Source organism: Novosphingobium sp. GW835-FHT14H07, assembly GCF_058793515.1.
Window position 1 is genome coordinate 29,685 of sequence record NZ_JBXAFX010000031.1, and the last position, 14,965, is coordinate 44,649.

A 14,965-nucleotide genomic window follows, 5' to 3' on the forward strand; every position below is an offset into this window, starting at 1 on the left:
GCATTCATGCGGCTTTCCCCCTTGCGGGAACCACTCCGATGCCGCCATTTAGGGCACAGATGCTCCGCCAGTACGAACTTGTCGAACGTGTGCTTGCCTATGATCCCGATGCGGACGAGGCGATGCTCAACCGTGCCTATGTCTATACCGTGCAGAAGCACGGCACCCAGAAGCGGGCGAGCGGGGACCCGTACTTCTCGCATCCCGTGGAGGTGGCCGGCCTGATGACCGAGCTCAAGCTCGATCAGGACACGATCATCACTGCGCTGCTCCACGATACGGTGGAGGATACGCTTGCCACCGTGGACGAGATCGAGCGCCTGTTCGGGCCGGACGTGGCGCGGCTGGTCGATGGCGTAACCAAGCTCTCGAAGATCGAGACGATGAGCGAGAGCGAGCGCGCTGCAGAGAACCTGCGCAAGTTCCTGCTGGCGATGAGCGAGGACTTGCGCGTCCTGCTGGTGAAGCTGGCCGACCGCATGCACAACATGCGCACGCTCCACTACATCAAGAGCGAGGAAAAACGGCGGCGCATCGCGCGCGAGACCATGGATATCTATGCCCCGCTGGCCGAGCGGGTGGGCATGTACGAATACATGCGCGAGATGCAACTGCTGGCTTTCGAGCAGCTTGAGCCCGAAGCCTATGCCACGATCACCGGCAGGCTGGCGGCGATCCGCAGCGAGGAAGGCGCCCAGGTCGATGCCATCGCGCTGGAGATCAAGCAGGCACTGGCCGAGGCGGGCCTGCGCGTCGAGGTTTCGGGGCGCGAGAAGCACCCCTATTCGATCTGGCGCAAGATGGCCGAGCGGCACGTGTCGTTCGAGCAGATCACCGACATCATGGCCTTCCGCGTCCTGACCGACAACGAGGACGACTGCTACAAGGCGCTGGGCATCCTGCACCGCGAATGGCAGATGATCCCGGGGCGGTTCAAGGACTATATCTCGACGCCGAAGATGAACGGCTATCGTTCGCTGCACACGGCGCTGATCTATTCCAACGCGATGCGCGTGGAAGTGCAGATCAAGACGCACGAGATGCATGAGCGCAACGAGTTCGGCCTTGCCGCGCATTGGGCCTACAAGCAGGGCGGCACGCCCGATGGGCAGGTGGGCTGGCTGCGCGACCTGATCGAAATCCTCGAATCCAGCCACGACGCCGAGGAACTGCTCGAGAACACCAAGATGGCGATCTACCAGGATCGCATCTTTGCCTTCACGCCGAAGGGGGCGCTGTTCCAGTTGCCCAAGGGGGCGACGCCGATCGACTTTGCCTTTGCCGTCCACACCAAGCTTGGCGCGCAGGCGGTGGGCGCGAAGATCAACGGTCGGCATGTGCCGCTGCGCACGCCGCTCGGCAATGGCGACGTGGTGGAGATCATCAAGAGCCGCACGTCCGAGCCGCAGCTATCGTGGCTGGGCTTTGTCGTCACCGGCAAGGCGCGGGCCGCGATCCGCCGCTTCGTCCGCCAGAAGGAGCGCGCCGAAGTCGCCGCCATCGGGCGCAAGCTCTATGAGGAAATCGTCGAGCGGCTGCCGACCAAGATCGGCAAGAAGGCGCTGACCGATGCGCTCAAGCGGTTGAAGCTGGCGAGCGAGGAAGACTTCATGTTTGCCATCGGCTCGGCCAAGCTGGATGACCGGCAGGTGATGGAAGCGCTGGTGCCGGGCAGCGCCGCCAACATCCCGGAAGAGAACTGGCCGAGCCAGAAGCGCGCGATTGCGGTGCGCGGCCTGACGCCGGGCATGGCGTTCAAGCTGGCCGACTGCTGCCACCCGGTGCCGGGCGACCGCATCGTGGGCCTGCGCCGCCCCGGCAAGGGTGTGGAAGTCCACGCGATCGACTGCATGAAGCTCGCCGACGGCGTCGATGCCGACTGGATCGACCTGTCATGGGACGCCCGCACCGACGGCGCGATCGGGCGGCTGCGTGCTGAGTTGTATAACCGGCCGGGCACGCTGGCGGAGATGGCGGGGATTTTCGCCAAGAACCACGCCAACGTGGTCAATCTGGAGATGACGCAGCGGGAGAACCCGTTCCATACTTACGAGGTTGATCTGGAGGTGCGGGACCTGGCGCATTTGACGCGGATCATCTCGGCGCTGCGGGCGAGTGAGGCGGTGGCGCAGGCGGAGCGGATTTGAGGGAATAGATAAGTGTATTTAGTAAAGTGTCACCGTAACCTGTAATTGAGCCGAAGCGCCCGCGCGTTACGGATTGCACTTAAGCGCTGGCACGTTCAATGTGACACTGGCGACAGTGGCCCGTGGGGGAATACCGTGTTCAATCTAATCAAGCAGCAAGTTGCCAGCGACTATTTTCAACAGAACTTCCCAAACGATGGCCAGCGCTTCGTGGCTTGGTATCTACGCAATGTCCTGTTCCGTGATATGAACGAGACGAAGGCGGACATAACCGATGGCGCGGATGACAAGCAGATTGATGCTATCATCGTCGATGACGACAAATCCGTTGTTCGAATCATCCAAGGCAAGTTTATCGGGAATGGCAACGTTGATGGCGAGCCCTTACGTGAAGTGCTGTCATCTTGGATTCAAATCAAAGATTTGGCACGGCTACAAAACGTGGCGAACAGCAAGCTGAAAGCGAAGCTGTCGGAACTGGCAACAGCACTTGAAGACGATTATGAAGTTTCGTTCGAACTGTTAACTACGGGTTTACTCACGCCAGCCGCTCAAGCGGACTTGGCTGCGTTCCAAGAGGAACTGGCGAAACTGAGCGAGAATGAATCGTTCGATGCAACGATTCACGTCATCGATGCGGACGAACTGCAACGACGCTATGAATACGCCATTGAGGCCGACAACCCCAGCCTGAACTACAAGCTGGACCTGTCCGGCACGAAGCACATGTATCACGAAGTTGCGGGGACGCCAGTCGTCGTCGCGGCGCTACCATTGAAGGAATGCATTAAACTGCCCGGCATCAAGGATGGCACGCTTTTTCAAAAGAACGTGCGCCAAAGCCTCGGAACCAGCAACGCCGTCAATAAGGGCATTCGCCAATCGATCCTTGGCGACAAGCGCAGTGATTTCTTCTTTTTCCACAACGGCGTGACTGCACTCTGCAACAAGATGACGTATGACGAAGCCAGCCAGTCGCTTTCGCTGCACGGGCTTAGCGTCGTGAACGGCTGTCAGTCGCTAAACACGATATTGTCGTGCAGCGAAACGGTGAAGAAGGTGGATGATGCCTTCATCCTGTTTCGGTTCTACGAAATTCCACAGCGGGACCGGGCGGACAAAATTTCCATCAATACAAATTCGCAAAGCGCGGTGAAGGCCCGCGATTTGCGCAGCAATGATAAGCGTGTTCTAGCGCTGAAAAAGGCTTTCGAACTGAAATACCCAACTGGCTATTTCATCACCAAGCGGGGTGAAGCGGCTCCCGCAGATCGCAACAAGATAGAAGTTGTAGAACTATCCGAATATGCGAAGACGTTGATTGCGTGGCAGACACTAAGGCCGAACCTGTCCTACGGTGAAACCAAGATTTTTGATAAATATTTTGAAACGCTGTTCAAAAACAAGGATTACCCGCCTGAAAACATCATGGCGTTGAACAGGTGGATGCATGCGGTTCGCCGCACTTGGGTTTCGGATAACCCACTAAGCTTGAACGAGACTTTGTTGGCGATGAAGGCATACGCACCGTATCATCACCTCTACGCTGTTGCGATGTGCTTCGCTATTTCTAGCAACCAATCGGATCGCGTTTCCAATCCGGCGCGTGCCTGGCAAGCCGCTGAAGCTGCTGGGATGGTAGATGAAATTGTGCGGCTTGGCGGAACGGCGTTGAATATGGCGCTTGAAGCGGCTGCGAATGAAACACAGCCACCCAACCGGGTCTTCAGCCCGCAAAATTGGATCAAAACGAAAGGTTGCCTGTCGAACATAAACATGGCTGTGAGAAACTACTTCAACATGTTGAACGTCATGCCGGGTGGAGCAGAAATCAAAAAGAAACTGAACGACGCAGCCGTTTTGCCTCAAGAAGCCTTCGAATATCGTTGGTCCGCTGATTAAGTGTAGAGCGCATAGAAGGAGTATTTTGTATGAGCGAAATTGCTGAAAAATTGCGGCGTGTGGTAGATGCCGCACCCAAAGGTGACAAAGTTGTCACCATTCATCTTTTCGGAATTCAGCACGCGCAACGACTCAATGGTGTGAACCTTCAGGATCTTGCAGAACACGCCGGAATTGGAAAGTCTTTTGGGACGGAACTACGAAAGGGAGTTCGACTTGCCGAATTCGTGGAAATTCGAAAAGGTAGATAAGTTTAATAGCCCCGAAAAACTGCAAATTACGAATTATCAATTACGTGAATTAAGGGGACACGTGCATAATTCCCTAAATCGAAGTCCGGAAACTCAAGAGAAGCCAAGCCCCTTGTCGAGTACGGGAAGACGAGGTCTTTGGGTGATTGTGGCGTGTGGGTTCACGCTGGTTGCGACACTGCCCGTTAGTCCATCAAGCGCACCTCTACCACCTGCGCATTCAGCGTCGCGGCGCCGAAGATCGTCAGGAAGGCGATGTCCGCTGCGTCGCGGCCTACACCGATGATCGCGGTCGTCGCAGGGTCGGCCATGCCGGTCGCGTCCACCAGGTGCCAGTCTCCCGCCAGCCAGACCTGGGCGAGGGCGTGGAAGTCCTGGGGGGTGACGTCGGGGCTGTAGGCGCTGACCATTCGGGCCGGGATGCCAAGGCTACGCACCAGCGCGATCAGGAGGTGGGCGTAGTCGCGGCAGACGCCTTCGCGGGCGTGGAAGGTGTCAAGCGCGGTGGTGCCGCCGTGGCTCGCGCCGGGGACGTAGGCGAGGTGGGTGGCGATCCAGTCGCGCACGGCCTCTACCGCCGCACCGCCAGTCAAGTGGCCAAACATGTCGACCGCGGCGGCGTGCATCGTGTCGACCGGGCAGTAGCGCGAGGGAAACAGGTATTCGAGCACTTCGCCGGGCAGGGCAGTGAGGCTGTCGGCGGCAAGATTGGCCAGCGGCAGGGGCTGGCGGTCGATCTCGACGATGGCGTTGTAGGATACCTCGAACCGCGTCCGGGGTTCAAGCCATTGGCGCTCGCCCAGACCATCGTGCCCGGCGACGGTGTGGGCTATGCCGGGTGTGGTGATGCAACTGGTCTCGAGCAGGCGCTGTCCCGCAACTGCCGCAACGCCGATCTGCATCAGCACGGGAGCGGCGCCGGACATGGCATAGTCGAGCGATGCGGCAATGCGCAGGCGAGTTGTGATGGCAATATCCGACGCTGGAGGGACGGCCGCCCGTGCCGGCGGCGTATCTCGTCGCTATCTAGCGGCCTCGGCCCTTTGCGCAAACAACCATGCGACGAGCGCCGTCATAAAGATGGACAGCAGGTTCTGGACGAGCGACGCGCCGTCCTGCGCGAGTTGATGGGTTACGGTCGAGACCAGTTCGAGCGCGATGAAACCATATGCTGCCATCATGCCGATCCGGCTGTACCCCGGCCGGAACAGTGCCAGCAGCAGCAGGAGCGTAAGCGCAAGCTCGGTGATCCCGACAAGGCGTCCGAGCCATTCCGGCAGATGCACGGTCCAAGCCGTATGGCGCATCAGTTCCTCGCGGGAGGAGAAGACCTTGTGCCAGCCGACGAAGCCGTGGAATGCCGAAAGCAGCAGGGTCAGCGGCACGAGCAGGGCCAGTCTCACGAGCGGTGAAAGACGCAGTGCGGCCATCGAGTTCTCTCCCCATTTATTATTAGAACTCCTAGTCTAATATGGATCGAGGGCGGTGACAATCGCCTCAGGCGGGCGTCCGGGGCGGACGTCTGAGGCGGGGGCTTCAGTCGTCGGCTTCAGGCGTGGCGTCGAGGGCGGCCGGGCCGCGTGTTGCGAGCCCGAGCTTGATGGCCTCGCGCGCATACATCAGGCGCTGGTTGATGTGGGCTTCCGGCAGGCGGCCGAGCCATCCGGCGTCGATGCCCCGCCGCACGATGCGGGCGGGATTGCCCGAGACGATGCAGTCATCGGGAACGTCGCGCCTGACGACCGATCCCACCGCGACGATTGCGCCGTTCCCGATGGTCACGCCGGGCAGGATGACAGCCCCTGCGCCGATGAAGCAGCGCGCGCCGATCGAGACCGGGCGCACGTTGCCGTCCTCTCCTCTGGTAAAGATTGCGGCGTTGAGGGCGATCGCGGTTTCATCGCCGATCGAAATGGCGCCACGCCTGCCCACTTCCATGCGCGTGCTGAGCGACAGGTCGACCTCCCGGCCCATGCGCACGCCACGGACATGGCGGAGCCAGGCGACGTAGCTGCCGATCACCAGGCCACGGGCGCGGATGAAGCGCGAGAGACTGCGTCCGCTGATCGGGGGGTAGGCCATGGCGAGTTGATATCTCCGGCCCGGGCGTTATGCAAAGCGCGATTGGCCCCTGGCGGGCCTGGCGGGGGCATCGGACGCGTGACCAGAGGGGCGGGTATACGCCGAAAGAGCATCAGGCAGAGACTTCGGCATCTTGTCCAGACTCGCTTCTGGGGGATGAACATTGCCGCCAGCGCCTGGGTCTCCCCGACAGCGTCGCTCGACCGCAACTGGCCATCGGGGATCCATATCGGCGAGGAATGCGTGATCGGGCCATGGGCCATCCTGCTTTCGCACGACTTCACGCGCGGTCTCTACGCCGACACCGTTATCGGCAGCGGCACCACGATTGGCGCGCGGGCCATCGTCATGCCGGGCATCAAGGTGGGCAAAGGCTGCGTGGTGGAAGCCGGCGCTGTCGTGACGCGCGACGTTCCCGATGGGGCGCGTGTTTCCGGACATCCGGCAAGGATCGTTGCCCCGACCCAGTAGGGCTGCGCACCGGGGGTTTTGACCTCGCGGCGCGATTGGGATAAGGTTGCTCCACATTCGAGCAGGACCGTGCCACGAACGGCGCGCAGTCCGCCCCTTGTGCTTGCGTAACGGTTGACGTTGCAGTCGAAACCGCCTAATCGCGCCTTTCACTCATTTCCGGGCAACGTCTGCACAATCAGGATCAAGATCCTGAAACCATGCAGAAATCCGGGATTTCCCGAGTGAGTTTTCGCGATGAGATAGGCGGCGCGAGCGATTCGCGCGGCCTGTGGAGCAAACGGAGAAGCAAGTGGCTCGTATTGCCGGGGTCAACATCCCCACCAACAAGCGCGTGATCATCGCGCTGACCTACATCCATGGCATTGGCGCACACAAGGCCAAGCAGATCGCCGACAAGCTGGGTATTGAACACACCCGCCGCGTGGCCGACCTTTCGGACGCAGAGATCCTTCAGATCCGCGAAACGATCGACGCCGAGCACACCGTGGAAGGCGATCTTCGCCGCGAAGTGGCGATGAACATCAAGCGCCTCATGGACCTCGCGTGCTATCGTGGTCTGCGTCACCGCAAGGGCCTGCCGGTCCGTGGTCAGCGTACTCACACCAATGCCCGCACCCGCAAGGGCAAGGCCAAGCCGATCGCCGGCAAGAAGAAGTAAGATCTGAACAGATCCTTCTTCCGTCCAAAGTTTCTCGAGGATATTTACCATGGCACGCGAACCTCAGCGCATTAAGCGCCGCGAGCGCAAGAACATCACCAGTGGTGTTGCGCACGTAAACGCCAGCTTCAACAACACCATGATCACCATCACCGATGCTCAGGGCAACGCCATTTCGTGGTCGTCGGCCGGCATGATGGGCTTCAAGGGTAGCCGCAAGTCGACTCCGTACGCCGCGCAGGTCGCTGCTGACGATGCCGGCAAGAAGGCTGCGGAACACGGCGTCCGCACCCTCGAAGTCGAAGTCAAGGGTCCCGGTTCGGGCCGCGAGAGCGCCCTTCGCGCCCTTCAGGCGGTCGGCTTCACCATCACGGCGATTCGTGACGTGACCCCGATCCCGCACAACGGCGTTCGTCCGTCGAAGCGTCGTCGCGTCTGATCCTGCCTATGGTGGATGGGGCGCAGGTACCGGCGTCCCTTTCACCCAATATCTCGACCGGAGCCGGGAATTAAGCATCCCGGCAACCGGCAAAAGCCCGCACAAACCCCAGGGGAATTCCATGACTGTCAACATCAAGAACTGGCAGGAACTGAAGAAGCCCAACAATCTCGAGATCAAGCCGGGCAACGACGCCAAGCGCCGCGCGACATTCGTCGCCGAACCGCTTGAGCGTGGCTTTGGTCTCACCCTCGGCAACGCGCTGCGTCGCGTGCTGCTCTCCTCGCTTCAGGGCGCGGCGGTCACCTCGATCAAGATCGAGAACGTTCTTCACGAATTCTCGTCGCTCGCCGGCGTCCGCGAAGACGTGACCGACATCGTGCTCAACGTGAAGCAGATCGCCCTCAAGATGCAGGGCGAAGGCCCCAAGCGTCTGCAGCTCTCGGCCACTGGTCCGGGCGAAGTGAAGGCAGGCGACATCGCCGTCACCGGCGACATCGAGGTCATGAACAAGGACCTCGTGATCTGCAATCTCGACGAAGGCGCGACGTTCAACATGGAACTGACCGTCGATACCGGCAAGGGCTATGTCCCCGCCGTGTCGAACCGTCCGGTTGACGCGCCGATCGGCCTGATCCCGGTCGACTCGCTGTACTCGCCGGTCCGCCAGGTTTCGTACAAGGTCGACAACGCCCGGATCGGTCAGGAGCTTGACTACGACAAGCTCAATCTGACGGTCGAAACCGATGGCACGATCACCCCGGAAGACGCCGTGGCCTATGCCGCGCGCATCCTTCAGGACCAGCTCGCGCTGTTCGTGCACTTCGACGACCAGGTGCCGGTCGGCCACGTTCCTTCGGTTGCCGGTGGCGTCGCTGCCCATGCACCGGAAGAGAGCGATGCCAACCAGCTCAACCGTTACCTTCTCAAGAAGGTTGACGAGCTCGAGCTGTCGGTGCGTTCGGCCAACTGCCTCAAGAACGACAACATCATCTACATCGGCGACCTGGTCCAGAAGACCGAAGCCGAGATGCTGCGCACGCCGAACTTCGGCCGCAAGTCGCTCAACGAGATCAAGGAAGTCCTTTCGTCGATGGGCCTGCGCCTCGGCATGGACATCCCGGGCTGGCCGCCTGAGAACATCGAAGAGATGGCCAAGAAGCTCGAGCAAGAGCTTCTCGGCTAAGGAAATTCGGGGCGTCCTTCGGGGCGCCCTGTTTTCAAGGGTGACTTGGCGGCAGCCCTAATTGCCGCCTGGATCGGGGTACCTCGTACGGCCCCCCTACGAACGGAAGGGAAATACCATGCGTCATAAACTTGGCCAGCGTAAGCTGGGTCGTACTTCTGCCCACCGCATCGCGATGCTGCGCAACATGGCAGCGGCCCTGATCAAGCACGAGCAGATCACCACGACGACGCCGAAGGCGCGCGAACTGCGCCCCTACATCGAAAAGCTGATCACGCTTGGCAAGAAGGGTGGCCTTTCGAACCGCCGTCTCGCCCACGCCCGTCTGCTTGACGATGCCCAGCTGCAGAAGCTGTTCACCGTTCTGGCCGAGCGTTATGCCGATCGCAACGGTGGCTACACCCGCATCATCAAGGCCGGTTTCCGCGCTTCGGACGCCGCACCGATCGCCGTGATCGAACTGGTCGACCGTGACACCTCGGCCAAGGGCCAGGACTCGGGCCCGGTGATGACGGCTGATGAAGACGAATACGAAGCCGCATAATTCGCGCTTCGTTTCGGACGAGATTGACGGGCGGGGCCGCTGGCTCCGCCCGTTTTTCGTGCACGGGGCTTGTGCGTGACGGGAAGCTGGCTAGTTTCGGCTGCAACCGAATGATTCACCGGAAAGCTCCCCCATGCCCATGCGCCAAATTCTGTTCGCCACTGCGGTGGCGGCTGTCAGCCTGTCTGCCCCTGCCTTTGCCGGAGATACAGCTTTGAACTACCCTGAGACTGACCGGGGGTCGGTGGTCGAGACCCTTTTCGGCGAACAGGTTGCCGATCCCTATCGCTGGCTGGAAGCGGACGTTCGTATTGACAGCAAGGTTGCGGCGTGGGTCGACGGCCAGAGCAGGTTTACCGATAGCTATCTCAAGGCCCTGCCGGAGCGGGCCGGGTTCGAGAAGAAGCTTAAGGGGCTGTTCGACTATCCGCGCTGGGGCGTTCCCCGCGAGGAAGGAGGCCGACTGTTTCACACCTACAATTCGGGTCTGATGAACCAGGCGCAATTGGTCGTGCGGGATGCCGCCTCGCCTGAGGGGCGCGTTCTGCTGGATCCCAATGGCTGGGCGAAGGATGGGGCGACCGCGCTCGACGCCTGGGAGCCTTCGCCGGACGGGGCAACGCTCGCCTACACCGTGCAGGACGGTGGATCGGACTGGCGGACGATGAAGTTCGTTGGCGCGGGCGACGGGAAGGCCCTTGCGGACGAGATCAAATGGGTGAAGTTCAGCGATATCGCATGGGTCGGCAATGACGGCGTGCTCTATTCACGCTTTGAGGCACCCAAAGAGGGCGAGGCGTTCCAGGCGCTGAATTACAACCAGACCGTTTGGTATCACAAGCTGGGTACGCCGCAGGCTGAGGACCGGCCCGTCTTTGCGACCCCTGACAAGCCGAAGTGGGGACATGTGGCGCAGGTCAAGGGCGAGGGGCGCTGGCTGGTGGTGACCAGCCATGAAGGCACCGACCCCCTTTCAGCCGTGTTCGTGGCGCCAATCGGCAAGGCTGACTGGAAGTTGCGCCCGTTGGTTCCCGACATGACCGCCCAGTGGGACTGCTTTGACGCGACAGGCGACACGCTGTGGTTCGTGACCAGCAAGGACGCGCCGCTCAAGAAGGTAATGAAGGTCGACCTTTCGGGGGCAGAGCCGGTCTGGACCACGGTGGTCGAGCAAAGCGATGCGAACCTCGACGGGGCCGCGATCGTCGGGGGCAAACTCTACCTCAATTACCTGAAGGACGTGAAATCGCTGATCAAGGTCTACGCCCTTGACGGGACACCTGCCGGAGAGATGGCGCTGCCGGGGATCGGATCGATCACCGGGTTCAGCGGCAAGCCGGGGGACCGGGCCGGATTCTTTGGCTTTACCAGCTTCACCACCCCCGGAACCGTCTACAGCTTCGATACGGTCAGCGGGAAAGTGGCGCCATGGCAGAAGGTGCCGCTGAACTTCGCGCCCGAGGACTACAAGGTCGTGCAAGTGTTCTATCCATCGAAGGATGGCACAAGGATCCCGATGTTCGTGGTCCGGCGCAAGGACGCAAAGGGGCCGGTGCCGACGATCCTCTATGGCTACGGCGGCTTCAACATTTCCTTGCCGCCAGCCTACTCGGCAGCACGCATGGCGTGGCTGGCGAGCGGCGGGGCCTATGCCGTGGCGAACCTGCGTGGCGGCGGCGAATATGGCGATGCCTGGCACGATGCCGGGCGGCGGGCACGCAAGCAGAATGTGTTCGACGATTTCATTTCGGCAGGCGAATGGCTGATTGCCAATAACGTGACCCCCAAGACGGGGCTTGCGGTGGAAGGCGGCTCAAACGGCGGGCTGCTGGTGGGCGCAGTGGTGAACCAGCGGCCCGACCTGTTCGCGGCGGCGCATCCGGCGGTGGGCGTCATGGACATGTTGCGCTTCGACCGCTTTACCGCCGGGCGTTACTGGACCGACGATTACGGCCGACCTGATGTCGAGGCAGACTGGCGCGTGCTGCGGGCCTATTCGCCCTACCACAACGTGAAGGCTGGCACGCCCTACCCGGCAGTGCTGGTGACGACGGCTGACACTGACGACCGCGTGGTGCCGGGGCACAGCTTCAAGTATGCAGCAGCGCTCCAGGCCGCCGGACTTGGACCGAAGCCGCAACTGATCCGCATCGAGACTCGCGCCGGACACGGGTCGGGCAAGCCGATCTCGAAGTTGATCGAGGAAACGGCTGACGTTTACGCGTTTCTGGCGCACTGGACGGGGTTAAAAGCCACGGACTGAGGAAGAAGGGCATCTCCCGCATATCGTTGCGCTGTGCTATGCCTTGGCCAACGATGATGCGGGAGATGGCAAGGTCTGCGCGCGGCCTGTTGGGCGGCGCACTTCTGTTGGCGGCGGTGCTGCCTGCAGGCCCTGCAGTTGCGGACAGTTCCGAGGTGGCCTTTCCGGAGGCCTCTGGAGGTTCCAATCCCAGCAGTAGTAATGCCAGGCTTGTCCTTCCGAAGACGGCTTATCCATCGACCCGGGCCGATCCGCTGGTCGAGCAGGTTTTCGGGCAGCGCGTTGCCGATCCTTTCCGTTGGCTTGAAGCCGATCCGCGAACGGATGGCGCGGTCGCTACCTGGGTGGCAGAGCAGAATGCCTTGAGCGGGGATTATCTGGCGAGGCTACCCGCCCGTGAGCGCTTTGCCGGTCGTATCCGATCCTTGTTCGATTTCGAGCGCTATGGCCTGCCGCGCAAGGCTGGACGAAGCTATTTCTACACGCGCAATGCAGGCTTGCAGAACCAGTCGGCATTGTGGGTGCGCAAGGGGGTCGAGGGCAAGCAGCGCCTGCTGATCGATCCCAATGGCTGGAGTGCGGACGGGTCCTTGGCGCTGGCCCAATGGGAGCCATCACCATCCGGCAAGTATGTCGCCTTTGCCGAGCAGGAGGCGGGCAGCGACTGGCGCACCTTGCGCGTGGTGGATGTCGCGAGCGGCCGCATCTTTGACGAGCGTATCGCGTGGGCCAATGATACGGAGATCGCCTGGGTTGGCGACGAGGGCTTCCTCTATTCGCGCTTTCCGGCACCCCGGGCGGGCGATGATCCCCGGGCGCCGCGCTTCAACAAGGCGGTATGGTTTCACCGCGTCGGCACCGCGCAGGATCACGATGAACTGGTCCACGCAACGCCAGAGAACCCCGCATGGAGCCACAAGGCACTGGTGACGAGCGACGGGCGCTGGGCCGTGGTGGTGAGCGAAGTCAGCACCGACAAGCGCAATGCAGTTCATCTGATCCAGCTCGACGGGCGCAGGTCGGGCGAACGGAAAGCGCAGCCGCTGGTGCCCGAGATTGCAGATCACTGGAAGCTGGTGGCGGGGATCGGCGATCGCTTGTGGTTCCTGACCGACCGGAGCGCTGCCAATTACCATCTGGTCAGCATCGATCTGGCCCACCCGAAGAAGGGCTGGACCGTGGTCGTGCCCGAGCGCGGCAATACGCTGGAAGGGGCGCGGATGATCGGCGACCGCTTCCTGTTGTCGTATCTCAAGGACGGCCAGACGGTGGCGGTGATGACCGATCGCAAGGGCAAGCCGGGCAAGGCGATAACGCTGAACGGGATCGGCACGGCCAGCGGGTTTGGCGGACGACCCGGCGACCCGGAGACATTCTACCAGTTTACCAGCTTCAACCTGCCGCCGGCGATCTATCGCATGGACCTGCAGAGGGGAACGGTAACGCCGTTTGCGGTGCCGAGAATGGCGTTCGATCCCGCTGACTATCTGGTCGAGCAGCGTCAGTACCCTTCGAAGGACGGGACGATGGTGCCGCTCTATGTCGTTCGCAAGAAGGCCCTGGCGGCGGCAGGCAAGCCATTACCGACCCTTCTTTATGGCTATGGCGGTTTCGACATTGCGCTGACGCCGGCCTATTCGCCGGTGCGCATGGCCTGGCTAGAGGCGGGCGGGGCGTTCGCGCTGGCCAGCGTCCGGGGTGGCGGCGAGCTTGGGCGCTCCTGGTACGAGGCCGGACGGCGCCAGAAGAAGCAGAACAGCTTCGACGATTTTATCGCTGCGGGCGAATACCTCGTGAAGGAGGGGATCGCGGCCAAGGGCGGTCTTGCGATCCAGGGCGCATCCAATGGCGGGCTGCTGGTGGGAGCGGTCGTGAACCAGCGGCCCGATCTGTTCGCTGCGGCCAATCCCGACGTGGGCGTCATGGACATGCTGCGGTTTGACCGCTTCACCTCCGGCCGGTTCTGGGTGGATGATTATGGCCGTCCTGACCGGGAGGAAGACTGGCACACGCTGCGCAGCTATTCACCCTATCACAATATAGACGGGGGCAGGGCCTATCCCGCAATCCTCGTGACCACTGCGGACAATGACGACCGCGTGGTGCCAGCGCACAGCTTCAAGTACGTGGCTGCGCTGCAGGCCGCGGAGATTGGCGAGCGGCCGCGCCTGTTGCGCGTGGAGGCGCGCGCGGGGCACGGGACGGGCAAGCCGGTGGAGAAGGTGATTGGTGCGGGCGCCGATGTGCTGGCGTTCCTGGCCTACTGGACGGGGCTGGACAGCGAAGCAGTACGGTAGCAGGCCTGTTCATCTTAGGGGCTGTTTTGATGAACAATCGCTGTCGGCGTGGTTCAGCGTCCCATCACGGCGAATCAGGCAATCCTTCATGCGTGGCGGGAAAGGCCCGCCGTTTTGAAGGATCTGAGCCATGAAGACTTTGCCCAAGGCCCTGGTCGGAACTGCTGCCGCCGCTGCGGTCGCGGTGTCTTCGGCCTCTCCCGCAGTTGCCCGAGACCATCGCGGCGGCATCGACGGGGGCGACATCATTGCAGGTGCGCTGGTGATCGGCGGCATTGCCGCGATCGCCGCTGCAGCAAGCAACAACAATAACCGCGACTATGACCGCTACGGTTATGGCGACGACTGGCGGGGCCGTGATGGCTGGAACGACGGGCGCTATCGCGATGGCTACTACGGCCGTGGCAACCCGCGCCAGGCGATCGAACAGTGTGTGCGCACGGCAGAGCGCAACGCCGCCCGCTACAGCTATGGCCGGGCCGACGTAACCGACGTCCGCGAGGTGCGGAACACGCGGTGGGGCTATGAGGTTCGCGGCCGCATCGCCGTGAACACGCGCGGTCGCGATTGGCGCGATGGCGACCGCTACTACGGCAACGGCTGGGGTGGCGACTATCGGGGCTGGAACAATTCCCTGCGCGGCTATGCGGATTCCGAGGTCATCGCGCGCACTGTTCCGATTTGATCGCGCGCGGCATTCCGAGGTGATCGCGCGCAGTTTG

At 61.8% G+C, this 14,965-nt stretch carries 14 protein-coding genes; 11 read left to right on the forward strand and 3 right to left on the reverse strand.

Going from position 1 to position 14,965, the window contains the following annotated elements; translation table 11 throughout:
• Positions 1-59: 59 nt before the first annotated feature.
• From AC1Q5P_RS18950 to AC1Q5P_RS18960, 3 genes are all read left to right on the forward strand, one after another.
• Entirely contained in the window at positions 60-2,147 is a 2,088-nt protein-coding gene (locus AC1Q5P_RS18950) for a RelA/SpoT family protein (protein WP_062343663.1), read from the forward strand.
• Positions 2,148-2,282: 135 nt separating this feature from the next.
• Positions 2,283-4,049 carry an AIPR family protein gene (locus tag AC1Q5P_RS18955; protein ID WP_039335219.1) on the forward strand — a complete coding sequence of 589 codons (1,767 nt, stop codon included), beginning with the start codon at positions 2,283-2,285 and terminating at the stop codon, positions 4,047-4,049.
• A 29-nt stretch (positions 4,050-4,078) separates the two neighbouring features.
• Positions 4,079-4,300, forward strand: coding sequence for an HTH-like domain-containing protein (locus AC1Q5P_RS18960; protein WP_492519768.1), 222 nt, complete (start codon positions 4,079-4,081; stop codon positions 4,298-4,300).
• Positions 4,301-4,485: 185 nt separating this feature from the next.
• On the opposite strand, the gene AC1Q5P_RS18965 is transcribed toward AC1Q5P_RS18960, so the two are convergent.
• From AC1Q5P_RS18965 to AC1Q5P_RS18975, 3 genes are all read right to left on the reverse strand, one after another.
• The gene (locus AC1Q5P_RS18965) at positions 4,486-5,226 is read right to left on the reverse strand and encodes a transglutaminase-like domain-containing protein (protein WP_492519769.1); all 741 of its coding nucleotides are present in this window, start codon (positions 5,224-5,226) and stop codon (positions 4,486-4,488) included.
• Positions 5,227-5,322: 96 nt separating this feature from the next.
• The gene (locus AC1Q5P_RS18970) at positions 5,323-5,730 is read right to left on the reverse strand and encodes a DoxX family protein (RefSeq protein ID WP_492519770.1); all 408 of its coding nucleotides are present in this window, start codon (positions 5,728-5,730) and stop codon (positions 5,323-5,325) included.
• A gap of 106 nt (positions 5,731-5,836) precedes the next feature.
• Positions 5,837-6,382 (reverse strand): acyltransferase, encoded by a 546-nt coding sequence (locus tag AC1Q5P_RS18975; RefSeq protein ID WP_492519771.1) that lies wholly within the window; start codon positions 6,380-6,382, stop codon positions 5,837-5,839.
• 156 nt (positions 6,383-6,538) lie between these two features.
• Between AC1Q5P_RS18975 and AC1Q5P_RS18980 the strand changes: the two genes are divergently transcribed.
• From AC1Q5P_RS18980 to AC1Q5P_RS19015, 8 genes are all read left to right on the forward strand, one after another.
• Positions 6,539-6,853, forward strand: coding sequence for an acyltransferase (locus AC1Q5P_RS18980; protein ID WP_492519772.1), 315 nt, complete (start codon positions 6,539-6,541; stop codon positions 6,851-6,853).
• Positions 6,854-7,145: 292 nt separating this feature from the next.
• Positions 7,146-7,514 carry a 30S ribosomal protein S13 gene (gene rpsM, locus AC1Q5P_RS18985; protein ID WP_039335281.1) on the forward strand — a complete coding sequence of 123 codons (369 nt, stop codon included), beginning with the start codon at positions 7,146-7,148 and terminating at the stop codon, positions 7,512-7,514.
• Positions 7,515-7,563: 49 nt separating this feature from the next.
• Complete coding sequence (gene rpsK, locus AC1Q5P_RS18990; RefSeq protein ID WP_008065643.1) at positions 7,564-7,953, forward strand: 30S ribosomal protein S11; 390 nt, start codon at positions 7,564-7,566, stop codon at positions 7,951-7,953.
• Positions 7,954-8,074: 121 nt separating this feature from the next.
• The gene (locus AC1Q5P_RS18995; RefSeq protein ID WP_039335210.1) at positions 8,075-9,139 is read left to right on the forward strand and encodes a DNA-directed RNA polymerase subunit alpha; all 1,065 of its coding nucleotides are present in this window, start codon (positions 8,075-8,077) and stop codon (positions 9,137-9,139) included.
• Positions 9,140-9,257: 118 nt separating this feature from the next.
• The gene (gene rplQ, locus AC1Q5P_RS19000; RefSeq protein ID WP_039335208.1) at positions 9,258-9,683 is read left to right on the forward strand and encodes a 50S ribosomal protein L17; all 426 of its coding nucleotides are present in this window, start codon (positions 9,258-9,260) and stop codon (positions 9,681-9,683) included.
• Between the two features lie 133 nt (positions 9,684-9,816).
• A complete protein-coding gene (locus AC1Q5P_RS19005) occupies positions 9,817-11,946 on the forward strand; it encodes a prolyl oligopeptidase family serine peptidase (RefSeq protein WP_039335205.1) in 2,130 nt (709 codons plus the stop codon).
• Positions 11,947-12,011: 65 nt separating this feature from the next.
• Entirely contained in the window at positions 12,012-14,243 is a 2,232-nt protein-coding gene (locus AC1Q5P_RS19010) for a prolyl oligopeptidase family serine peptidase (protein WP_492519773.1), read from the forward strand.
• A 130-nt stretch (positions 14,244-14,373) separates the two neighbouring features.
• Positions 14,374-14,928 (forward strand): hypothetical protein, encoded by a 555-nt coding sequence (locus AC1Q5P_RS19015; protein ID WP_492519774.1) that lies wholly within the window; start codon positions 14,374-14,376, stop codon positions 14,926-14,928.
• The last annotated feature ends 37 nt before the right edge of the window (positions 14,929-14,965 follow it).